Below are 22110 nucleotides of genomic sequence, written 5' to 3' on the forward strand. Positions count from 1 at the left end.
CTCTCGGTCGTGAACCCGCCGTTGATCGCGGCGCGGCCGCCCAGGATCGGCTCGTTGATGTTGGGTGCGGAGATGACGCTGTTGTCGAGGATGATCGCGAACGGCTTGTTGACGTTCTCCTGCGTCACGCGCGCGAAACGGCGACCGCCCTGGCTGTCAAAGGTGATCGACACCTGCGGCGCGTTGGTCTGCGGATCGAACTCCTGCCGCGCGTCCGACAGCATGTCGCCGGTGATGATGGCGGAGCGCTTCACCGCGATGAACGGGATGCCCGACGGGCTGTTGGGGTAGGGGAGCACCTGGCTGCCCGCGGGTGCCTGACCCTTGGCGAGCTGCGTCGGATCGGCATTCTGGTCGACCAGCTTGAACTCGAGCTTGGCGGTCTTGCCCAGCAGGTCCTTCAACGCCTGCGGATTGCCCAAGCCCGGCACCTGCACGACGATTCGGTTCGACCCCTGGCGGATGATCGTCGGCTCGCGCGTGCCGAGCTCGTCGATGCGGCGGCGCACGACCTCGGTTGCGTCCTGCATCGCGCGGTCGACCGCTTGCGTGAGGCCAGCCTGCGTCGGCGTCAGCACGAAGCGGCTGGTGTCGACGACCTGGATGTCCCACTCGCGCTGCCCGGTCATGCCCGCGCCACCGCCGGTGATCGCAAGCAGCCGCTCGCGCGCGGCGTCGACTTGGCTTGGATCACGCAAGAGGAACGACAATTGGCCGCCGCGGCTTGAGATGTCGCCTATCTCGATCCGCGGATCCTGCCGGCGCATCTCGGTCTGCACCTGCTCGCGCATCGCCTCGACCCGCGTCGCCGCGACGTCGTTGGTATCGGCCTCGAGCAGCAGGTAGCTGCCGCCGGCGAGGTCGAGCCCTAGGTTGATCGTCGAGAATTTGACCGGCAGTCGATCGTTCAACCCCGGCACGATGCTCGGGATCGCAAGCGCGACCAGCACGGCCAGGAACGCCCAGATCGAGGCGACCTTCCAGCGTGGGAAATCGAGCATCGTCGCTTGTCCGCTCAGTCGTTGGCGGGCTTGGAGCCGAGCGGAGTGACCTCCGCCAGCGTTGCCTTGACCACGCGCACGCGGGTGTTGGGCGCGATCTCCACTTCGACGAAGGCGTCCTCGACGCGCGTCACCTTGCCGACCAGACCGCCCGCGGTGACGACCGAATCACCCTTCTTCACCGCCGCGACCGCGGCCTGCAGCTTGCGCACGCGCGCCTGCTGCGGACGGATCATCAGGAAGTAGAAGACGATGAAGATGAGGAACAGCGGCGCCAGGCCGAGGAAGCCGCCGAGTGCACCGTTCGCGGAACCCGCACCGCCGGCTGCCTGCGCGTAAGCTGGAGAGATGAGCATCGTGTCCAAGCATGAAAAGTTGCGCGCGCGAGCGTCACCCGCACGCCAAAGAAGTTCCCGGCGCTACCATCGCGCGTCACCCGGCGCAACTGCCCGCCCCCGGAGCACCGCCGGGCGGACCACGCGGGCGTGCGCGCAACAGGTCGCTTGCATCATCGCGTCGCCGCGCGTAATGGCCGCCGCTCGGTCGGGGCGTAGCGCAGCCTGGTAGCGCATCACACTGGGGGTGTGGGGGTCGCAGGTTCGAATCCTGTCGCCCCGACCAAGTCACACAGCGACGATGTAGCAAGGCACCGCCTCGGAGCTGTCCTACAAGCGTGTGTTCACGCAATGTTCCCGCGGTTCAACCGGGGAGTGTTTCACGTGATCGATCAACTCATCGACAACGTCATCGACCGCGAGGGCGGTTATTCCAATCACCCGAGCGATCGCGGTGGTGCCACCCGCTTCGGCATCACCGAGGGCACGGCGCGCGCCAACGGCTATGCCGGCGACATGAGGCATTTCTCGAGAGCCGCCGCCGCCGCGATCTACCGCCGCATCTACTGGCTCCGCCCGCAGTTCGATTCTGTCGCCATCCGCGCGCCGGCACTCGCCGCCGAATTGTTCGACACCGGCGTCAACATGGGGCCGGCGGTCGCGGTGACCTTCCTGCAACGTGCGCTCAACGCGCTCAATCGTGGCGCGACCGACTACGCCGACGTGGTGCTCGACGGTCGCGTCGGTGCGCAGACGCTCGCCGCGCTCGATCGCTTCCTCGCCACGCGGCGCGCGAGCGGGGAGGTGGTGCTCGTCAAGGCGATCGAGGCATTGCAGGGCGAACGCTACATGGCACTCGCCGAGCAGCGTCCGGCCAACGAGGCATTCCTCTACGGCTGGCTCGCCAATCGCCTCAACTGACGGCGCCAAAGGTCGCGCCCCTCGCGCGCACATGCGTAGGGGTGTGACTTTCGTGACCTTCCAGCCTCATCGACCCTGCTCAGGAGCCGCACTATGGCCATCCCCGTCACCGACCTCGTCGCGCCGCTCGCGGGCGTGCTCGACCGCATCATCCCCGATCCTGCCGCGCGCGACGCTGCCAAGCTCGAATTGCTCCGGCTGGAGCGGACACATGAACTCGGCACCTTGCGCGCGCAGATGGCGGGTGTGCTGGCGGAGGCGAACAGCCCCGACCGCTGGACTGCGCGGGCGCGTCCGTCGTTCCTCTACGTCATGTACGCGCTGCTATTGTGGAGCATCCCGATGGGGCTGATCGCCGCGATCCGGCCCACAGCGGCGCAGGCGATCGCGCGCGGCATGACCTCCTATCTGAACGGATTGCCCGAGCCGCTCTACGCGCTCTTCGGCACCGGTTATCTCGGCTACACCGTCGCGCGCGAATGGGGAAAGCGGTCGCGCTGACGAATTACGAGGCGGCGGCGTTCTCGCCGGCTGCCTCGTCGCCCTCGTCCGAATAGGCGCGTTCGAGGTACAGTTCGGCCATCTGGTAATGCGCGCGGCATGCCGCCGGGTTCTCGGTCGCGCTCGCGGCCTCGATCTCGGCCTCTGCGCGACGGTTGTAATATTCGCGATCGTCTTCGTCGTCGGTACGCACGCACCATCTCCTTGGAGGAGGATGTCGCATGCGCGTGTTTCCCCCGCTTTGCTACAACATAGGAAATCGTACCGGCGGTTTTTATGCACCATCCGCATGGTAGCTTTGCGAGACACAGCGCGCTTCCGGTGGGGTTGGCACAATCCCGCGCCGCTACCTACATGGCGGCGCATGAGCGGGAACGATCCACATTCCATGCCGGTCTGGCATGGCACCACCATTCTCTCGGTTCGGCGCGGCGGCAAGGTCGTCGTGGCGGGCGATGGTCAGGTCTCGATGGGGCCGACCGTGATGAAGCCCAACGCGCGCAAGGTTCGCACGCTCGGCAAGGACGGAAAGGTCATCGGCGGCTTCGCGGGTGCGACCGCCGATGCCTTCACGTTGTTCGAACGGCTCGAGGCCAAGCTAGAGCGCCACAATGGACAGCTGATGCGAGCGGCAGTCGAACTCGCCAAGGACTGGCGCACCGACAAATATCTGCGCAATCTGGAGGCGATGATGATCGTCGCCGACCGCGACGTGACGCTGATCCTGACCGGCAACGGCGATGTGCTGGAGCCGGAGGCGGGGGTCGCCGCGATCGGATCGGGCGGCAACTTCGCGCTCGCCGGTGCACGTGCGCTGGTCGACTATGAACAGGATGCCGAGACGATCGCGCGCCGGGCGATGAAGATCGCCGCCGACCTCTGCGTCTACACCAACGATCGCCTCGTCGTCGAAACGCTCGACTCGGCCAATTGAGTTCCCCCATGCAAGACAATCTGACGCCCAAGGCGATCGTCGCCGCGCTCGACGCGCACATCATCGGTCAGCGCGACGCCAAGCGCGCGGTCGCCGTCGCGTTGCGCAATCGCTGGCGCCGACAGCGGCTCGGCGCCGACCTGCGCGACGAGGTGACGCCCAAGAACATCCTGATGATCGGCCCGACCGGGTGCGGCAAGACCGAGATCAGCCGCCGGCTGGCGAAACTCGCCGACGCGCCGTTCGTGAAGGTCGAGGCGACCAAGTTCACCGAGGTTGGCTATGTCGGTCGCGACGTCGAACAGATCGCGCGCGACCTGGTCGAAGAGGCAGTGCGGCTTGAAAAGGAACGCCGCCGCCTGGCCGTCAAAGACAAGGCCGAGGAAGCGGCGATGAACCGCCTGCTTGATGCGCTGGTCGGCAAGGACTCGAGTCAGGCGACGCGCGAGAGCTTCCGCCAGCGCTTCCGCGACGGACACCTCGACCAGACCGAGATCGAGCTCGAACTCAGCCAGACGCCGCAGATGCCGTTCGACATTCCCGGCGGCGGCTCGGTCGGCATGATCAACTTGAGCGAGATGATGGGCAAGGCGTTCGGCAACAACGCGCCCAAGCAGCGCCGCAAGCTGCTCGTCCCGGCCGCATGGGAGAAGCTGGTCGAGGAGGAAGCCGACAAGCGGCTCGACCAGGACGAGGTCAGCCGCACCGCGCTCGCCGACGCGGAGGCGAACGGCATCGTCTTCCTCGACGAGATCGACAAGATCGCGGTCAGTGATGTGCGCGGTGGCTCGGTCAGCCGCGAGGGCGTCCAGCGCGACCTGCTGCCGTTGATCGAGGGAACCACCGTCTCGACCAAATACGGGCCGATGAAGACCGACCACATCCTCTTCATCGCCAGTGGCGCGTTCCACGTCGCCAAGCCGAGCGACCTGCTGCCCGAGCTACAGGGTCGCCTGCCGATCCGCGTCGAGCTGAAGGGCCTGACCGAGGATGATTTCGTCTCGATCCTGTCCGACACCAAGGCGTCGCTGCCCGCGCAGTACAAGGCGCTGATCGCGACCGAGGGCGTCGAGGTCAGCTTCACAGACGACGGCATCCGCGCCGTTGCGCGCATCGCGGCGGAAGTGAACGGCGAGATCGAGAACATCGGCGCGCGCCGCTTGCAGACCGTGATGGAGAAGCTGCTGGAGGAAGTCAGCTTCGACGCCGAGGATCGCAAGGGCGAGAGCCTCATCGTCGACGCCGCTTACGTCGAGCAGCAGTTGGCCAGCGTCGCGCGCAACGCCGACCTCAGCCGATTCGTCCTGTAAGGCTGCTCGCCGGGCTGGCTTGTCGTCAGCCCGGCAGGCCGATGATCGCGATCTGCCGTCCGTAATCGGGCTCGCCGCGGTGCGTCGCGCGGCGATAGCTGAAGAAGCGGTCCTCGTCGGCGTAGGTGTCCAACCCCATCGCCTCGATCCGCCGCACGCCAGCCGAGGCCAGTTGATGCGCCACGTAACCCTCCAGGTCGAACTGCGCGTGGTCGGCGCGACCGTCGATGAAGAACCGCTCGTTAACTGGATCAGCCTCCTCGAACCTGAGCCGAAACGCGGCATCAACCTCGTAGCTGGCCCGCGCGATGCACGGCCCGATCACGGCGGCGACCCGCTCCCGGACCGCGCCGAGCGCTTCCATCGCATCCACCGTCGCATCGGTGACGCCGCCGAGCGCGCCCTTCCATCCGGCATGCGCCGCGCCGACCACGCCCGCCGCCACGTCCGCCAGCAGCACCGGCGCGCAATCCGCGGTGACGATGCCCAGCGCGAGCGCGGGATTGTCGGTCACCAGCGCGTCGGCATGCGGTCGCACCCCGTTCGCGAACGGCACCCGCACGGTGACGCAATCGGGCGAGTGGATCTGAAACGGCGTCAGCAGCGTCGCGCAGGGCCTGACCGCTGCGAGCGCCGCCATGCGGTTCGCCGCCACCGCGCTCTGATCGTCACTCGATCCCGCGCCGACGTTCAGCCCCGCGAACACGCCACCCGACGCACCGCCGCGCCGGCCGAAAAACCCGTGCGGCACACCGCTCAGCACATCGGCGCGGATCACCTCGACCGCGCTCACAGCGCCAGCCGCATGATCAGGTCGCGATCGACCTGCGTTCCGGTCTGGAACGCGTAATCGCCGACGTGAACGAAGCCGTGCTTCTCGTAGAAGCGCCGCGCCCGCGCATTTTCCTCCCATACCGTCAGCAGCAGGCTCGACGCACCACGCGACTGCGCGATCCGGCGCGACCAGTCGAGCAGCGCGGGCGCCACACCCTGCCCATGAAACTCACCGTCGACGTATAGTTGCCGCAACTGGTACGCACCGCTCGCGTCGACCTCGCCGGTGAAGATCGGCGCGCTCACCTTCGCGTAGCCGATCACCTGTTGGTCGCTCATCGCCACGCGGTAGTCGAAGGCCGGATCGGGCAGGTCGTGGATTAGTGCGCCGCCGTCGCCGAACGCCTCCGCCAGATACGCCTCGATGTCGGCAGGCGGCGCGGAACGACCGAACGTGTCGAGCCACACTCGCCGCGCCATCGCGTCGATCGCAGGCCCATCGTCGGGCATCGCGTCACGGTAGACAATCATGCGAACCTCGCTCGGCGAAGGTGGGTCATGCGAACCCAGCCGGCTCGGGCCAGCCAGGGTGGCGCACCGCCATAACACGGAACAGCTCGCCCATCTCCTCGACTAGCCGACGGCGATCCTCCGCCACCCGCGGCCCCAGTGCCTCGGCGCGCGCGTCGATGCCGAGCGCGGTCAGGAAGGCGCCTTGCCCGACCGGACCCGAGCGCCGGCAACCCGAAGCCTCCGCCGCCAGCGCCAGCGTCGCGAAATCGACGTGCGCGGTCAGGTCCTGCTCGCCCGGCGCCTCGAACGGATTGGCGTAGGCATGTCCGCGCACCGCCTGCAACGTGTCGCCGACCGCCGGCCCCTCGTAGCCGTAATCGATCACCAGCATCGCGCCGCCCTGCGCCTCGATCAGCGCCGAAAGTCCCGCCATGATCGCCACGCTCGCGGGCGAGGTCTCGACCACCGATCCGAATGACGCCGCGTCGAGCGCCTCGGGCATGATCCCGGCGGGCATCGCGCCGCCTGCGATCGGCAGGAACAACGTGTCCTGACACGCAACCAGCCGCTCGCGCCAGCCATCGGCCCCGCGCACCAACTGCCGGATCGGCAGTGCATCGAAGAATTCGTTGGCGACGATGATCAACGGTACGTCCGCGGGCAGGGTGGAAACATCATCGTGCCATATCGCCTCGGGCACCGAGCGCGCCTGCACCTCGCGCAGCGCCGGGCTGTTCTCGACGAAGTGAACCGGCGGCACGAGCCCTGCCGCCCGCATCGCGCGCAGCGCGTCGGCAGTCAGCGTGCCGCGACCCGGCCCCAGCTCGACCCACGCGATCTCGGGACGCCCGGCGCGATCCCACAGGTCCGCCGCCCACAGCCCGATCAGCTCGCCGAACATCTGGCTGATCTCGGGCGCGGTCGTGAAGTCGCCGGCGGCACCCAACGGATCGCGCGTTGCGTAATAATGCGCGTTGGCGGCCGCCATGAACTGGCTGACCGGGATCGGCCCGCCCAGCGTGATCGCGCGCGCCAGCCGCTCGGCGAGCAGCGGCTCGCGCCTCGACGTGCCCGGCGGCGGCACTAGCGGATGCGCGCCGCTCAGGCGACGCTCTCCAGCCCGGCGGTCGGCTCGATCCGCTGGCGGCGTCCCGGCGCCGTCGCGATTAAGAATGCTCCCGCCAGCACCATCGGGATGCACAGCACCTGCCCCATGTGGATGGTGTTGGCGAAGAACGTGCCCGCGAACTGCGCGTCGGGTTCACGGAAGAACTCGACGATGAATCGCGCCACCCCATAGCCGAGCAGGAACAGCCCGACGAGCTTGCCCGGCTGGTACCGCGCCTTGGTGCGCCAGAAGAAGAACCAGAGCAGCAGGAACAGGCAGATGCCCTCCAGTCCCGCCTCGTACAGCTGGCTCGGGTGCCGCGCGGGCTCGACGAAGCCGGTCGGCACGGTGCGCTCGAACACGATCGCCCAGGGCACATCGCTCGGCTTGCCCCACAGCTCGCCGTTCACGAAGTTGGCGAGCCGCCCGAAGAACAGCCCGAACGGCACGACGCAGGCGACGTAATCGTGGATGCGCAGCCAGTTGAGCTTGTGCTTGCGCGCGAACCAGATGATCCCCAGCGACGTGCCGATCACCCCGCCGTGGAACGACATGCCGCCGTCCCACAATCGCAGGATGCGAAGCGGGCTCGACAGCATCTCCGGCGCGTAGAACAGCACGTAGCCGATCCGCCCCCCGAGGATGATGCCCAGCGTCGCGTAGAAAACGAGGTCGTCGGCGTGGCGCCTTGCCATCGGCGCACCGGGCTGCGCGAGGAGTTTCAGCAGGTACCACCAGCCGACAACGATCCCCGCGATATAGGCGAGGCTGTACCAGCGCAGCGTAAAGAAGCCGAGCGTGAACACGTCGGGGTGGAGGCCGAGATCGGCGAAACGGATGTGGCCGGCGCCCGCGTAGGCGGCATCGGCGAGTATCGGCAGGATCAAGGCTTTCCCCTCAACATCGTCGCCTCCATAAGGAGCCAAGGGCACAAGACCAAGCCGTCAACGGCGGCCAAGCGGAGAGAATGATGCGAACCGAGCTCGACCAGCGGATGGATGCGGTGATGGGCGCGATGACGGGTGCGGGCGGGCAGTTGCCGCTGGGGCAGGTCGAGCGTTTCGGTCGCTCGCTGCCCTACATCGCCGCCGCGCCGCCGACGCTGCCGGCCTATTTCGCGCATTTCTGCACCCAGCACGCCGAGGCCGAGTTCCTGGTCGCAGGCGACGAGCGGCTGACCTTCGGACAGGTTCACGCCGCGGCGGCGAAGGTCGCCGACGCGCTCGTTGGGCATTACGGCATCGCCAAGGGCGACCGCGTCGGCATCGCCGCGCGCAACTCGCCGTCGTGGATCGTGCTCTACATGGGTATCCTGATGGCGGGCGGCACCGCGACGCTGCTCAACGGCTGGTGGCAGGCGGAGGAGTTCGAGGCCGCGATCCGCGACGTCGGCGTTGGCCTGATCTTCGCCGACCTGCCCCGCGCCAAGCGGCTGGCGGCGATCGAGGGTATGTCGGTGCGGGTCGAGGCGATCGACGATCTGCGCCCGCTGAACGAGGCGATCGGCGCCGTCATCCATCACTCGTCCGGCGCGGCGCTGCCGACGCTGACCGGTGATGATCGCGCGACGATCCTGTTCACCTCGGGCTCGACCGGCAAGTCAAAGGGCGCGCTGTCGACCCACTTCCAGGTGGTGCAGGGCATCTTCAACTATCTCGCCTCCGCGCTGATGATGCTGGGTATCGCGACACAGGACGGCACCGCCAGCATGCTCCAGCCCGCGACCTTGCTCAACGTGCCGCTATTCCACGTCACCGCCGAGGTGCCGGTGTTCCTGCAAAGCATGGCGATCGGTCGCAAATTGGTGCTGATGCCCAAATGGGACGCCGAAGAAGCGATGCGGCTGATCGAGCGCGAACAGGTCACCTATTTCGTCGGCGTGCCGCTGATGAGCTTCGAAATGCTGACGCACCCAAACCGCGGCAAGTACGACCTGTCGACGCTCGCCGACATCGCCGCGGGCGGCGCGCCGCGCCCCGTAGAGCACGTCCGCCGCATCGATGCCGAGATGGAGGGTGCGCCGCTAATCGGCTACGGACTGACCGAGACCAACGGCATCGGCACGGGCAACTGGCGCGGCAATTACGTCGCCAAGCCCAATTCGGCCGGCCGCGCCTCGCCGCCGCTGGTCGACCTCGCGATCCTCGACGACGCGGGTAAGCCGGTTCCTCAAGGCGAGCGCGGCGAAGTCTGCATTCGCTCGGCCGCGTGCTTCGAGGAATATTGGAACAACCCGCAGGCGACTGCCGACGCGTTCACCGCCGACGGTTACTTTCGCACCGGCGACATCGGCTACCTCGACGAGGACGATTACCTGTTCATCGTCGACCGCAAGAAGGACATCATCATTCGCGGTGGCGAGAACATCAGCTGCCAGGAGGTCGAAGCTACCCTGTACGAGCATCCCGAGGTCGCCGAGGCCGCAGTGTTCGGGCTCGCCGACGAACGCTACGGCGAGGTACCGGGCGCGGTGGTTCATCTCGCTCATCCGGGCATTGTCGAATCGGAGGATTTGATCGCTTTCCTCACGCCGCACATCGCCGCGTTCAAGGTGCCACAGAAGATCTGGATCGCCGACGAGCCGCTGCCGCGGCTGGGGACGGAGAAGATCGACAAGGTGTCGCTTCGCGCCAAATACCGCGCCCTCGCGCTGAGCGAGAGCGTCTAGCCGCCGTTGCGGCTGCTTGTTCGTTTCGGCGACGCAGGTAAAGGAGCGAGCGATGCCAACGCTCTCGCGCCGCAATGTCCTCGTCGCCGGCGGCGCAGGCGTCGGGCTGGTGGTCGCCTGGGCCGCGTGGCCGAGACGCTACGCGCCCAACCTGCCGGTCGCGGCCGATGAAACGCTGTTCGGGGGTTTCCTGAAGATCGCGCGCGACGGGCGCGTGATCGTGGCGGTTCCACAGGTCGAGCACGGACAGGGCGTCTACACCACGCTGCCGCAGATCGTCGCCGACGAACTAGGGGCCGACTGGCGCACCGTCGGGGTCGAGGCCGCGCCGATCAACCCGCTCTACGCCAACCCGCTCGCCGCCGACGCGTTGTTCGCGGGCGGGTTCGACCATGTGCCGCGTGGGTTGCGCGACGAGCATCTGACGCGAAGCGCGCTGATGCTCACGGCCGGCTCGACCTCGGTTCGTCGTTTCGAGCAGAGCTTGCGCGAAGCAGGCGCGGCGGCGCGCGTGCTGTTGTGCAAGGCAGCGGCGGCGCGCTGGGACGCCGACTGGCAGGCGTGCGACACCGCCGACGGCTTCGTCGTATTCGAGAGCAGGCGCCTGCGCTTCGGCGAACTGGTCGAGGCCGCGGCGGGTTATTCGTTCCCCGATGAACTGCCCTTGCGCTTCGGCGACGAAGGGCGGCTGAGCGGTCGATCGCTGCCGCGCCTCGACGCACCGGCCAAGGTCGACGGATCGGCCAATTTCGCCGCCGACGTCCGGTTGTCCGACATGGTGTTCGCCAGCATCCGCCAGGGTCCGATCGGTGACACCCGCCTGCGCTCGTTCAACCGCGCCGCAGCCGAAGGCGTGCAGGGCGTCGCGGGCGTGGTCGCGCGTGATACATGGGTCGCGGTGGCGGCGAACATTTGGTGGGCCGCGAACCGTGCGCTCGATGCGCTCGCACCAAGGTTCGAGACGCGCGGGGGTGTGATCGACACGGCGTCGATCGAACGGGCGCTGGACAAGGCACTGGAGGGGGAAGGCTACCGCGTCGCCGCCGCGGGTGATCTGTCGGCAGCGTTCGCCAGCGCGCGCCTCGTTACCGCCGATTACCACGCCGCGCTCGCGCTTCACCCGTCGCTCGAGACGCCCACCGCGACCGCGCACTGGCGCGACGGTGCGCTCGAACTCTGGATCGCGACCCAGGCGCCGACCAGCGCGCGCGATGCCGCCGCCGCCGCGCTGGGCGTATCCGCCGCGCGCGTTACGGTGCACGCGATGCTCGTCGGCGGTTCGTTCGGTCAGGCGCTCGAAACCGACGTTGCCGCACAGGCGGCAATCCTCGCGCGCGAGTTGAAGCGCCCGGTCCAGCTCACCTGGTCGCGCGGCGAGACCGCGCTGCGCGACCGTTTCCGCGCGCCGGTGCGCGCGCGGATGAGCGCGCGGCTGGGTGCCGGCGGCGCGATCCTCGGCTGGCAGGCAAAGATTGCTGCGCCGGCGACGGGAGCCGAACTGGCCGCGCGCCTGATGCCGGACGATTCCCTACGGCGCGTCGCAGCGGCGCTGCCGGCGAGCGCTGACGGCTACGCCATGTCAGGCGCGGTGCCGCCCTACGCGATGCCCGCGCTCGCGATCGATCATCACCCTGCCGCCGTTGGCATGTCGGTCGGACAACTCCGCGGCCTCGCCGATGGCTACAATGCGTTCTTCACCGAATGCTTCATCGACGAACTCGCGCACGCGAACGGGAACGAGCCGATGAGCTACCGTATCGGCATGCTCGGCGGCAACGCCCGGCTGGCGCGCTGTCTGACCACCGCCGCCGCGCTCGGCGGCTGGCAGGGCGGGTTGGCAGGCAGCGGGCAGGGGATCGCGTGCCACGCGGTCGCGGGCAGCTTCATCGCGGTGATGGCGGAGGCGCGCGTCGACGATGCCGGGCGCGTGCGGGTCGAACGGCTGGTCGCCGCGGTCGATTGCGGCCGCGCGATCAACCCCGACGTGGTGCGCCAGCAGATCGAGGGCGGGCTGATCCTGGGCGTCGCGCTCGCGACCGGTTGCTCGACGCGGATTGAGCAAAACCTCGCCACGACGCGCCTGTTCGGCGATTTCGCGCTGCCGACGCTCGCCACTGCGCCGGAGGTCACCGTCGAGCTGATCCCCAGCAACGCGGAGCCTGGCGGCGTGTCCGACCTCGGGATACCTGCGGTCGCCCCGGCCGTTGCCAACGCGCTGCGTGCCGCCACCGGTGTGCGGCTTCGCTCACTCCCCCTGCAACCCCGCGCCTGAGGCATTCGCCCATGATCCCCGCCGGCCATCCCGTCATCCCGCGCCCGCGCATCGGCGTGCTGTTGATCAACCTCGGCACCCCCGACGCGCCCGAACCGAAGGCGGTCAAGCGCTACCTGGCGGAGTTCCTGTCCGACCGCCGCGTTGTCGAGCTCCCGCGCATCGCGTGGCAGCCGATCCTGCGCGGCGTGGTGCTGACCACGCGCCCGAAGAAGTCCGCGCACGCCTACAGCCAGGTCTGGCGCGAGGATGGCTCGCCGCTCGCCGCGATCACGCGCGCGCAGGCGCTGGCATTGAAGGATGCGTTCGGTGACAACGTGCTGGTCGACTGGGCGATGCGCTACGGCCGACCTGCCATTGCCGACCGCTTGCAGGCGATGAAGGACGCCGGGTGCGAGCGCATCCTGCTCGCCCCTCTTTACCCGCAATATTGCGCCGCAACGACTGCGACCGCCAACGACAAGGCGTTTTGGCATCTGGCAACGATGCGGTGGCAGCCGGCCATCCGAACCCTGCCGCCCTATTACGACGATCCTGCCTATATCGACGCACTCGCGCAAAGCGTTCGCGCGGGCCTTGCGACGCTCGACTTCACCCCCGACGCGGTGATGGCCAGCTTCCACGGCATGCCGCAGCGGACGCTCGAACTTGGCGACCCGTACCATTGCCACTGCCAGAAGACTGGCCGGCTGCTCGGCGAGGCATTGGGTATGGACCTGACCATCACCTTCCAGTCGCGCTTCGGTCGCGCCAAGTGGCTTGAACCCGCCACCGACACCGTCCTCGCAGCCATGCCGGGGCGAGGCGTGAAGAAGATTGCGATCGTTGCGCCCGGCTTCTCCGCCGATTGCGTCGAGACGCTGGAAGAATTGACCATCCGCGGACGCGAGACGTTCGAGGAAGCGGGCGGCACGCATTTCGGCTATCTGCCGTGCCTGAACGATACGCCCGTCGGCATCGAAATGTTACGCAGCGTCATCGCGCGCGAGCTTGAAGGCTGGACGCCGCGCCCTTAGCCTCGCGGGCGAACCAAGGAGAGGACGCATCGATGGCACGCGTAGCAATCGTGACGGGTGGAACACGCGGCATCGGCGAGGCGATCAGCGTCGCGCTACGCGACATGGGGCTGACCGTCGCCGCCAATTACGCCGGCAACGACGAGCGCGCGCGCGACTTCACCAACCGGAACGGGATTGCGGCATTCAAGTGGGACGTGGCCGACTACGAGGCTTGTCAGGCGGGCGTTGCGCGTGTCGCCGACGAGCTCGGGCCCGTTGACGTGCTGGTCAACAACGCGGGCATCACGCGCGACGGCACGATCATGAAGCTGAGCTACGAGATGTGGCGCGAGGTGATCGACACCAACCTGGGCGGCTGTTTCAACATGGCGAAGGCGGTGTTCCCCGGCATGCGCGACCGCAAATGGGGCCGCATCGTCAACATCGGCTCGATCAACGGACAGGCCGGGCAGTATGGACAGGTGAACTATGCCGCGGCGAAAAGCGGTATCCACGGCTTCACCAAGGCGCTGTCGCAGGAAGGCGCACGCGCCGGTATAACCGTCAACGCGATCGCGCCCGGCTATATCGACACCGACATGGTCGCCGCGGTGCCGAGCGAGGTGTTGGAAAAGATCGTCGCGAAGATCCCGGTCGGGCGGCTGGGCCAGGCGCACGAGATCGCGCGTGGCGTCGCGTTCCTGTGTTCGGAGGATGGCGGGTTCGTAACGGGATCGACGCTGAGCATCAATGGCGGGCAGCATATGTACTGACGGGCGCAGGCGCGTCGGCGACGCGACGGCGCCGATGCGCGCAGTGCAGCGCCCGGCACGGCCGGCGGGTCGCACCAGCGATCCCGTCCGACGTCATGGCGGCGGCTTTGCCGGCGCCCTTCCTTCTATGAAGCACTCGCCACGGCAAAGCCGCGGCGATCACGTCGACCGGGTTCGCTGACGCGACCCGCCGGCCGGTTTGATCGCTGCGCTGCGCGCATCAGCTCGCGGGCGAGCCTGTGATCAAACAACAACGGGCCGGCCGCCTTTCGGCAACCGGCCCGCGCCCCCGGTACGCTACGCGGGGGAACTCGATACGCTACGCGAGTAGGGGAGGGCGGCGCGGGGAGGTCCCGCCGCGCCGGCCGAGAGGGTTAGCGGCAGTAGCGCGGATTGTTCGACTTCTCGATCGCGTTACCCGCAACCGCGCCGCCGACGCCGCCCAGCACGGTGCCGAGCGTCCGGTCGCCGCGCGTGTCGATCGTGCGGCCGAGCAGGCCACCCGCGATCGCACCGACGATGGTGCCGGTCGTCCCGCCCGAGCAGCGGCGATTGTAGTTGTAGCGACGGTTGTCGTAGCGACGGTCGTAGTCGCGGTACCCGTCACGATAGCTGCGCTCGTACCGGTGACCGTAGCGCTGCGCGTCGGCGGCGACCGGCGCCATCGCGGCGGTACCCATCGCGAGGGCGGAGACGGCGAGGGTCAGATTCTTGAACATGGTACGAACTCCCGTTCTTCTTTGATTTGTCGCGGCGGGGTCATCCCGTCGTTGAGATGCTTATGAGTGATTCGCATTGAGCCGAGCCTGAATGCGCTCGTTATCGTTCGTTCATGCTTCGCATACCGGCCGCGGGTAGGCGGGCGGACGACACGCGCCTAAGAGCCGGCGGGTGAAATGGCCGTTCTCGATCGCGCTGGTGCTCGCCTTTGTCCCCGGCTGGAGCGGAACCGACCGGTTGCCGATCATCGCCGCCAACGCGGTCGTCCACGCCGCCGCTTACGTGCCCGACGGCGGGTGGCCGCGTCGTATCGGCGCGTTGACGCCGATCGGGGCGGTGCGCTTGTGGTCGCGCGATCCGGCGTTCGGCGGCTTTTCCGCGCTGGCGGTAGCAAATGGTGAGGTCACGCTGCTGAGCGACGGCGGCAATTACGTCCGCGTCGCGATCAGCGGCAATCACCTCCTCACCCGCGCGGCGGGTGCGTTGCCGGACGGACCCGGCACCGGCTGGGCGAAGGAGAGCCGCGACACCGAGTCGCTGGCGATCGATCCGGCGAGCGTGCGCGCGTGGATCGGTTACGAGCGCGCCAATGCGATCTGGCGCTATTCGGCCGATCTGAGGCGAGTCGAGGCACATGCGACGCCGGCCGCGATGCGCAAATGGCCGATGAACGGCGGTGCCGAATCGATGGCGCGGCTGCGCGACGGACGTTTCGTCGTCATCAGCGAGCAGGCACGTGCGAAGGGAAAGGGGCGTTTGCGGCAGGCGCTGATCTTCAGCGGCGATCCGGCGGTGCGGGGCACGCAAGTCGAACGCTTCCGCTACCGCCCGCCCACCGGCTACAATCCGAGCGACGCCGCAGTGCTGCCGAACGGCGATCTGCTGGTGCTCAATCGCCGGTTCAGCCGGCTACGCTTCGACGCGGTGCTGGTGCGTATCCCGGTAGCGGCATTGCGAGCGGGTGCCACGGTCGCCGGCGAAGAGATTGCGCGCTGGGGGCCACCGCTGCTCGGTGAGAACCCGGAAGGATTGGCGGTGACGCGCGAGCATGGCCGCACGATGCTGTGGGTCGTCACCGACAACGACCTCGCCTGGTATCGCCCGACGTTGCTGATGAAGTTCCGCCTGGACTAGACCAGTCCAACGCGAAGCGGCCCGCTACCTTTCGGTAGCAGGCCGTTCGACACCGTCACGCAGGTGCGTTTAAGCGGCGACGGGCTCCGCGGCGCGCTTCTTGACGATCTCGCGCTTCAGGCGACGTGCCTTCAGCGACAGCTTCTCGTCGTTGGTCTTGACCAGCCAGTTGTCGAGGCCGCCATTGTGCTCAACCGAGCGCAGGCCGTTGGTCGACACGCGCAGGCGCACCGAGCGGTCGAGCGCGTCGGAGATCAGCGTGACGTTCTGCAGGTTCGGCAGGAACGTGCGCTTGGTCTTGTTGTTGGCGTGGGAAACGTTGTTACCCACCTGCCGGCCCTTGCCGGTCAGCTCGCAGATGCGCGACATGGTTGAAATCCTGAAATACGGTTGCCCGGAAAGCCGGTGCCGATAGTGGCGATCCGTCCCGCGGTCAAGTCGGCAGCGTGTCTTGCCTCCCTCATGCCGCTGCAACCCGCGCCAACAAAGCGCGTTGTTGCGGCAGCGAATCGATGGGGAGAACAAATCATGCGCGCGTTTCTGGTCATGCTGGGCATCGTCGCATTGGCGATTCTTGCCGCGTTGCTGACGGGCTTCCTTCGCTTCGATCAGACCCAGCCCGCGCAGCTGCCTCGCCTAGAGGGCGGGCAAGCGCCGAAGTTCAACGCCGACGTCGGCCGCATCTCGGTCGGGACCGAGAACAAGACGGTCGCCGTGCCCGACGTCAAGGTGCAGAAGGCCGGCGAGCCCGCGCCGCAGCAGTAAGCGCCGCTTCCATCACGCCGCCGCTTGCGGCACGGGGTGGCAGATGTTCCCGTTACCCCCTGCAATGCGCGCCGCGTTGGATGCCGCCGCGGAGGCGGCGCGCGATGGCGAGGTGCCGGTCGGCGCGGTCGTGGTCCACGCCGGGGCTATTGTCGCCGTCGCCGCCAATGCACCGCGGGCGCTGCTTGATCCGACTGCGCACGCCGAGATGCTGGCGATCCGGCGCGCGGCTCAGCTGCTCGGGCGCGAGCGGTTGGGCGACTGCGACCTATGGGTGACGCTGGAGCCATGCACGATGTGCGCGGGCGCGATCTCGCACGCGCGGATTGCGCGGCTCTACTATGGCGCCGACGATGAGAAGGGCGGCGCGGTGACGCACGGCGCGCGCTTCTTCGCGCAGCCGACCTGCCACCATCGCCCCGAGGTATTCGCCGGCATCGGCGAACGCGAGGCGAGCGCGCTGCTGCGCGACTTCTTCGCCGCGCGGCGTTAGGCGATCGCATCGAACGCTTGATCGGGCGCAGGCCTGCCTAATGCACCAAGGCCGCGGGAGGATCGTCGACCCCGCGTGATTGGACCAGACCTCGCCGCAACCCGGTGATAGCGATGACATCAGCCTGCCGCTGACCTTACCTGCGCCGCAATCATCGTCGCTCTGGGCGAGCAATCCAGCCACGCTGGAAACAAAAGGAGCGGCGTGATCGTGACCACGCCGCTCCCACGCTTTCGTCGGTTAGCCCGCTTTAGCGCGGCGGCAGATCGCTCTGCGAGATCGGCACGACCTTGATCTCGACGCGGCGGTTGGCGGCGCGGCCCTGCTCGGTCTCGTTCGACTCGATCGGCTGCGTCTCGCCGTAGCCCTTGGTCGCGATACGCGCCGACTGGACGCCGTGGCTCGAGAGATAATCGGCGACCGACACCGCGCGCCGCTCCGACAGATCCTGGTTGTAGGCGTCGCTGCCGGTCGAATCGGTGTGACCGTACACGTCGATGTACGTCTCCGGGTAATCCGCGAGCACCGACGACACCTTGTCGAGCGTCGAGCGGAACTGCGGCTGCACGTTGGCGGAATTGTAGGCGAAGTTGATGCCCGACGGGATGTTAAGCAGCAGGTCGTCGCCCTGGCGCACCACTTCCACGTCGGTGCCGGCGGTGCGCGCGCGCATCTCGCGCTCCTGCTTGTCCATGTACGCGCCGATGCCCGCACCCGCGATGCCGCCTAGCCCCGCGCCGATGATCTTCTCGGTACGATCGCGGCGTCCGCCGACCAGATCGCCCAGCAGATAACCGCCCAGCGCGCCGCCGATGCCGCCGATCGCGGTCTTGCTGATGCGGCGCTCACCCGTATCCGGGTCGGTGGTGCAGGCAGCGGTAGTGACCAGCGACAGCGTCGCCGCGGCAGCCAGGAACTTGGACGGCAGCTTCATTCTTCTCCCTTTCATGAAACTCATGCGACCGAAACGGGACGATGGCGGCGATTGTTCCGCCTATGAACCGAACGGCCTTGCACTGAACGGCCGCTGCTGAACGCAGGGTGACACCAGCCCCGCGCAGCGCCCGACCCAGGTTGGCGATAAAGCGATTGTTCGCCGCCGCGTTTGCCGCCAAGGGTGTCGGCAGCCATGTTACCGCCGTACCCCTGGTTCGACGTCCTGATCATTCTCGCGCTGGTCGCGCTGAATGGCATCTTTGCGATGAGTGAGCTCGCGATCGTGTCCGTGCGCAAGGCGCGGCTGGAGGCGATGGCGCGTACGGGCCGCCGCGGCGCCGCCGCCGCGATCAAGCTGGCGGCCGACCCCGGCAAGTTCCTGTCGACCGTACAGATTGGCATCACGCTGATCGGCATCCTGGCGGGCGCCTATTCGGGTGCGAGCCTCGGCACGCCGACCGCGGCGCGGCTCGAGGCGCTGGGATTGTCGCATCACACCGCCGAAAGCGTTGGCTTCGCGCTCGTCATCGGGCTGACCACTTACGCTTCGCTGATCATCGGCGAACTGGTGCCCAAGCAGATCGCGCTGCGCGCGCCAGAGGCGATCGCGAGCGTCGTCGCATTGCCGATGACCTATATCGCGACCGTCACCAAGCCGCTCGGCTGGCTGCTCGACGGCAGCAGCGCGCTGATCTTCAAGCTGCTGCGCCTCAACCGCGAGAACGAGGACCAGGTCACCGCCGAGGAACTGCACCTGATCGTCGCGGAGGCGAGCAAGTCGGGGGTGATCGAGGAGCACGAGCGCTCGATCATCTCGGGCGTGGTGCGGCTCGCCGACCGGCCGGTGCGAGAGGTGATGACGCCGCGCACCGATGTCGACTGGATCGACATGACGCTGGGCGAGGCGGAACTGCGCGCCAAGCTGCTCGCCTCGCCGCACAGCCGCCTGCCGGTGGGTGACGGTTCGATTGATGCGGTCGTCGGCGTGGTGCAGGCGCGCGACGTGGCGGCGGCGCTGTTCCGCGGCGACGCGCTCGACCTCGCCACGTTGGTGCGCAAGGCGCCCGTCGTGGTCGATCAGATCGACGCGATGGACGCGCTCGACGCGCTGCGCCGTGCCGACGTGCCGATGGCGCTGATCCACGACGAATACGGACATTTTGAGGGGGTGGTGACGCCCGCCAACCTGCTCGCCGCGATCGCGGGCGAGTTCGCCTCCGACGCCGATCCCGACGAAGCGCCCAATGTGGTCGAGCGCGAGGACGGCTCGCTGCTGGTCGCGGGCACGATGGCGGCGGATGCGCTGGCCGAGCGGCTCGGGATCGATCTGCCCGACGACCGCGACTATGCGACGGTCGCTGGGCTCGCGCTCGCTGCCTTCCGCAAGCTGCCGGGCGAGGGCGAGCATTTCGAGGAACAGGGCTGGCGCTTCGAGGTCGTCGACCTCGACGGCCGCCGCATCGACAAATTGCTGGTCAGCGCGGCCTGAGGCCTTCGACCAAGAGTAGAGGAAGACACATGAAAACTCGCGCAGCCGTCGCGTTCGAGGCGAAGAAGCCGCTGGAGATCGTCGAGCTCGACCTCGAAGGACCGAAAGCCGGCGAGGTGCTGGTCGAGATCATGGCGACCGGCATCTGCCACACCGACGCCTACACGCTCGACGGCCTCGATTCCGAGGGTCTGTTCCCCAGCGTGTTGGGTCACGAGGGCGCCGGTATCGTTCGCGAGGTCGGCGCGGGCGTGACGAGCGTCGCCGTCGGCGACCACGTCATCCCGCTCTACACGCCCGAGTGCCGCCAGTGTAAGTCGTGCCTCAGCCAGAAGACCAACCTGTGCACCGCCATTCGCGCGACGCAGGGCAAGGGGCTGATGCCCGACGGCACCACGCGCTTCAGCTACCGCGGGCAGCCGATCTTCCATTACATGGGCTGCTCGACCTTCTCGAACTTCACCGTGCTGCCCGAGATCGCGGTCGCCAAGATCCGCCCCGACGCGCCGTTCGACACCAGCTGCTACGTCGGATGTGGCGTTACGACGGGTGTCGGCGCGGTGGTCAACACCGCCAAGGTCGAGCCGGGCTCGACCGTGATCGTGTTCGGTCTGGGCGGCATCGGGCTGAACGTGATCCAGGGCGCGAAGCTCGCCGGCGCGCTCCACATCATCGGCGTCGACATCAACGAGACCCGCGAAGAATGGGGTCGCCGCTTCGGCATGACCGCGTTCGTCAATCCCAGGCAAGTCGGCGACGTCGTCCAGCACCTGATCGCGATGACCGATGGCGGCGGCGATTATACCTTCGACTGCACCGGCAACACGGTGGTGATGCGTCAGGCGCTCGAGAGCGCGCACCGCGGCTGGGGCGAATCGATCGTCATCGGCGTGGCAGAAGCGGGCAAGGAGATCGCGACGCGTCCGTTCCAGCTCGTCACCGGGCGCGTTTGGCGCGGCACCGCGTTCGGCGGCGCGCGCGGGCGCACCGACACGCCGAAAATCGTCGACTGGTACATGAACGGCCTGATCGAGATCGATCCGATGATCACGCACCGGTTGAGCCTCGACGAGATCAACAAGGGGTTCGACCTGATGCACGCGGGCGAGTCGATCCGCAGCGTGGTGATCTACTGACGCCGCCGAGGTAGTGCGGCCACACAAGGAGAGAGACGATGTTCAGCCACATGATGGTCGGATCGAACGACCTCGATCGATCAAAGACATTCTACGACGCGCTGTTCGCGTCGCTCGGCGGCAAGCCGGGGTTCAAGGATCCGAAGGGCCGGCTGATCTACAGCCATAACGGCAGCATGTTCCTAGTGACCAAGCCGATCGATGGCGAGGCGGCGACGCACGGCAACGGCAGCACGATCGGCTTTCAGGTGACCGGCCCCGAACAGGCGCACGCCTGGCACGAGGCGGGCGTCGCCGCCGGCGGCACCGCGATCGAGGATGCGCCGGGGGTGCGCAGCGGCGGCGGCATGAGCCTGTACCTCGCCTATCTGCGCGATCCCGACGGCAACAAGCTGTGCGCGCTGCACCGCATGCCGGCAGAGGCTTCGACCCCGGCGTGAGCCAGACGCAGGCAGCCGCAACGAACACCGGGGCAGGACTGGCAACGGTCTCCACCGCCCGCGCGCACGGCGGGGTGCAGGGCGTGTACCGCCATGCCTCCGCCGCGACGGGCACGACGATGACCTTCTCAGTCTACGTGCCCGAGCACGCGCCGGGCGAGCGGCTGCCCGTCATCTGGTATCTGTCGGGGCTGACCTGCACCCACGCCAACGTGACCGACAAGGGCGAGTTTCGCGCCGCCTGTGCCCGTCACCGCGTCATCTTCGTTGCGCCCGACACCAGCCCGCGCGGGCAAGACGTACCCGACGATGACGCGTGGGATTTCGCCCAGGGCGCGGGCTTCTACGTCGATGCGACACAGACGCCGTGGTCGGCGAACTTCGCCATGTGGCGCTACGTGACCGAGGAGCTGCCTGCGATCATCGCGGCGTCGTTCCCGGTCGACATGGCGCGGCAGGGCATCACTGGTCACTCGATGGGCGGACACGGCGCGCTGACGATCGCGCTGACCTATCCCGACCGGTTCCGTTCCGTCTCCGCCTTCGCCCCGATCGTCGCGCCGACACAGGTGCCGTGGGGTCGCGCGCTTGACCGTTACCTAGGCGACGACACGCAAGCCAAGCGCCGCCACGATGCGGTGGCGTTGATCGAGGATGGTGCGCGTGTCGCGGAGTTGCTGGTCGATCAGGGCGACGCTGACAATTTCCTCGTCGAGCAGCTACGTCCCGAACTGCTCCGGCGCGCTTGCGCCGACGCCGGCATCGCGCTCGATCTCAGGATGCAGCCCGGCTACGATCACAGCTACCTGTTCGTATCGACTTTCATGGCCGATCACATCGCCTGGCACGCCGCGCGACTGGGATAGGCGGCAGCGTGTCCGCGCGGACA

At 67.8% G+C, this 22110-nt stretch carries 24 protein-coding genes, 1 tRNA gene and 1 pseudogene; 16 read left to right on the forward strand and 10 right to left on the reverse strand.

Annotated features, from left to right (window positions below):
• Together QZ847_RS06405 and yajC are read right to left on the reverse strand one after the other, a co-directional pair.
• Positions 1-1001 (reverse strand): annotated as a pseudogene (locus QZ847_RS06405) (protein translocase subunit SecD); the annotation flags it as partial.
• Positions 1002-1015: 14 nt separating this feature from the next.
• The gene (gene yajC, locus QZ847_RS06410; RefSeq protein ID WP_026325758.1) at positions 1016-1357 is read right to left on the reverse strand and encodes a preprotein translocase subunit YajC; all 342 of its coding nucleotides are present in this window, start codon (positions 1355-1357) and stop codon (positions 1016-1018) included.
• Positions 1358-1545: 188 nt separating this feature from the next.
• Here yajC and QZ847_RS06415 point away from each other — a divergent pair.
• From QZ847_RS06415 to QZ847_RS06425, 3 genes are all read left to right on the forward strand, one after another.
• Positions 1546-1622, forward strand: a tRNA-Pro gene (locus tag QZ847_RS06415).
• A 65-nt stretch (positions 1623-1687) separates the two neighbouring features.
• Positions 1688-2257: a glycosyl hydrolase 108 family protein gene (locus QZ847_RS06420; protein ID WP_294354473.1), complete on the forward strand. Its 570-nt coding sequence runs from the start codon at positions 1688-1690 to the stop codon at positions 2255-2257.
• A gap of 93 nt (positions 2258-2350) precedes the next feature.
• Entirely contained in the window at positions 2351-2758 is a 408-nt protein-coding gene (locus QZ847_RS06425) for a holin family protein (RefSeq protein ID WP_294354477.1), read from the forward strand.
• A gap of 4 nt (positions 2759-2762) precedes the next feature.
• Here QZ847_RS06425 and QZ847_RS06430 read toward each other — a convergent pair whose 3' ends face one another.
• Positions 2763-2951: a hypothetical protein gene (locus QZ847_RS06430; RefSeq protein ID WP_294354480.1), complete on the reverse strand. Its 189-nt coding sequence runs from the start codon at positions 2949-2951 to the stop codon at positions 2763-2765.
• Positions 2952-3146: 195 nt separating this feature from the next.
• On the opposite strand from QZ847_RS06430, the gene hslV reads away from it, so the two are divergent.
• The gene (hslV, locus tag QZ847_RS06435; RefSeq protein WP_026325759.1) at positions 3147-3692 is read left to right on the forward strand and encodes an ATP-dependent protease subunit HslV; all 546 of its coding nucleotides are present in this window, start codon (positions 3147-3149) and stop codon (positions 3690-3692) included.
• Between the two features lie 8 nt (positions 3693-3700).
• On the forward strand, positions 3701-5002 hold the full coding sequence (hslU, locus tag QZ847_RS06440; RefSeq protein WP_294192873.1) for an ATP-dependent protease ATPase subunit HslU: 1302 nt from the start codon (positions 3701-3703) through the stop codon (positions 5000-5002).
• A 25-nt stretch (positions 5003-5027) separates the two neighbouring features.
• Here hslU and pgeF read toward each other — a convergent pair whose 3' ends face one another.
• From pgeF to lgt, 4 genes are all read right to left on the reverse strand, one after another.
• On the reverse strand, positions 5028-5795 hold the full coding sequence (gene pgeF / locus QZ847_RS06445; RefSeq protein ID WP_294354485.1) for a peptidoglycan editing factor PgeF: 768 nt from the start codon (positions 5793-5795) through the stop codon (positions 5028-5030).
• Positions 5792-6307 carry a GNAT family N-acetyltransferase gene (locus tag QZ847_RS06450; RefSeq protein ID WP_294192869.1) on the reverse strand — a complete coding sequence of 172 codons (516 nt, stop codon included), beginning with the start codon at positions 6305-6307 and terminating at the stop codon, positions 5792-5794. Before QZ847_RS06450 ends, pgeF begins: the two co-directional genes overlap by 4 nt.
• Positions 6308-6332: 25 nt before the next feature.
• Positions 6333-7277, reverse strand: coding sequence for an SAM-dependent methyltransferase (locus tag QZ847_RS06455; RefSeq protein ID WP_294354540.1), 945 nt, complete (start codon positions 7275-7277; stop codon positions 6333-6335).
• Between the two features lie 113 nt (positions 7278-7390).
• Entirely contained in the window at positions 7391-8284 is an 894-nt protein-coding gene (gene lgt, locus QZ847_RS06460; RefSeq protein ID WP_294354488.1) for a prolipoprotein diacylglyceryl transferase, read from the reverse strand.
• An 83-nt stretch (positions 8285-8367) separates the two neighbouring features.
• Between lgt and QZ847_RS06465 the strand changes: the two genes are divergently transcribed.
• Genes QZ847_RS06465 through phbB form a run of 4 tightly spaced genes read left to right on the forward strand, consistent with a single transcriptional unit; the run spans position 8368 to position 14108 of the window.
• Positions 8368-10065, forward strand: a complete 1698-nt coding sequence (locus tag QZ847_RS06465) for a class I adenylate-forming enzyme family protein (protein ID WP_294354543.1) — start codon at positions 8368-8370, stop codon at positions 10063-10065.
• Positions 10066-10117: 52 nt separating this feature from the next.
• Complete coding sequence (locus QZ847_RS06470) at positions 10118-12337, forward strand: molybdopterin cofactor-binding domain-containing protein (protein ID WP_294354491.1); 2220 nt, start codon at positions 10118-10120, stop codon at positions 12335-12337.
• 11 nt (positions 12338-12348) lie between these two features.
• A complete protein-coding gene (hemH, locus tag QZ847_RS06475) occupies positions 12349-13353 on the forward strand; it encodes a ferrochelatase (RefSeq protein ID WP_294193005.1) in 1005 nt (334 codons plus the stop codon).
• Positions 13354-13385: 32 nt separating this feature from the next.
• Entirely contained in the window at positions 13386-14108 is a 723-nt protein-coding gene (gene phbB / locus QZ847_RS06480; RefSeq protein ID WP_294354495.1) for an acetoacetyl-CoA reductase, read from the forward strand.
• A gap of 374 nt (positions 14109-14482) precedes the next feature.
• Here phbB and QZ847_RS06485 read toward each other — a convergent pair whose 3' ends face one another.
• Positions 14483-14827, reverse strand: coding sequence for a glycine zipper 2TM domain-containing protein (locus QZ847_RS06485; RefSeq protein ID WP_019515768.1), 345 nt, complete (start codon positions 14825-14827; stop codon positions 14483-14485).
• 172 nt (positions 14828-14999) lie between these two features.
• On the opposite strand from QZ847_RS06485, the gene QZ847_RS06490 reads away from it, so the two are divergent.
• Complete coding sequence (locus QZ847_RS06490) at positions 15000-15962, forward strand: esterase-like activity of phytase family protein (protein WP_294354498.1); 963 nt, start codon at positions 15000-15002, stop codon at positions 15960-15962.
• A 69-nt stretch (positions 15963-16031) separates the two neighbouring features.
• Here QZ847_RS06490 and rpmB read toward each other — a convergent pair whose 3' ends face one another.
• Entirely contained in the window at positions 16032-16331 is a 300-nt protein-coding gene (gene rpmB / locus QZ847_RS06495; RefSeq protein WP_093005311.1) for a 50S ribosomal protein L28, read from the reverse strand.
• A 93-nt stretch (positions 16332-16424) separates the two neighbouring features.
• On the opposite strand from rpmB, the gene QZ847_RS06500 reads away from it, so the two are divergent.
• Positions 16425-16727: a hypothetical protein gene (locus tag QZ847_RS06500; protein ID WP_294354501.1), complete on the forward strand. Its 303-nt coding sequence runs from the start codon at positions 16425-16427 to the stop codon at positions 16725-16727.
• A 64-nt stretch (positions 16728-16791) separates the two neighbouring features.
• Positions 16792-17220 carry a nucleoside deaminase gene (locus QZ847_RS06505; protein WP_294188964.1) on the forward strand — a complete coding sequence of 143 codons (429 nt, stop codon included), beginning with the start codon at positions 16792-16794 and terminating at the stop codon, positions 17218-17220.
• Positions 17221-17470: 250 nt separating this feature from the next.
• Here the strand turns inward: QZ847_RS06505 and QZ847_RS06510 are convergent, their stop codons facing one another.
• A complete protein-coding gene (locus QZ847_RS06510) occupies positions 17471-18154 on the reverse strand; it encodes an OmpA family protein (protein ID WP_294188954.1) in 684 nt (227 codons plus the stop codon).
• Positions 18155-18349: 195 nt separating this feature from the next.
• On the opposite strand from QZ847_RS06510, the gene QZ847_RS06515 reads away from it, so the two are divergent.
• Genes QZ847_RS06515 through fghA form a run of 4 tightly spaced genes read left to right on the forward strand, consistent with a single transcriptional unit; the run spans position 18350 to position 22087 of the window.
• On the forward strand, positions 18350-19645 hold the full coding sequence (locus QZ847_RS06515) for a hemolysin family protein (protein ID WP_294354503.1): 1296 nt from the start codon (positions 18350-18352) through the stop codon (positions 19643-19645).
• A 29-nt stretch (positions 19646-19674) separates the two neighbouring features.
• Positions 19675-20781 carry an S-(hydroxymethyl)glutathione dehydrogenase/class III alcohol dehydrogenase gene (locus QZ847_RS06520; RefSeq protein ID WP_294354506.1) on the forward strand — a complete coding sequence of 369 codons (1107 nt, stop codon included), beginning with the start codon at positions 19675-19677 and terminating at the stop codon, positions 20779-20781.
• Positions 20782-20819: 38 nt separating this feature from the next.
• Positions 20820-21221, forward strand: a complete 402-nt coding sequence (locus QZ847_RS06525) for a VOC family protein (protein ID WP_294354509.1) — start codon at positions 20820-20822, stop codon at positions 21219-21221.
• Entirely contained in the window at positions 21218-22087 is an 870-nt protein-coding gene (fghA, locus tag QZ847_RS06530; RefSeq protein WP_294354511.1) for an S-formylglutathione hydrolase, read from the forward strand. The genes QZ847_RS06525 and fghA overlap by 4 nt, the downstream gene beginning before the upstream one ends.
• Positions 22088-22110 lie beyond the last annotated feature (23 nt).

The organism is uncultured Sphingomonas sp. (genome assembly GCF_913778135.1).
Classification (GTDB): Bacteria; Pseudomonadota; Alphaproteobacteria; order Sphingomonadales; family Sphingomonadaceae; genus Sphingomonas.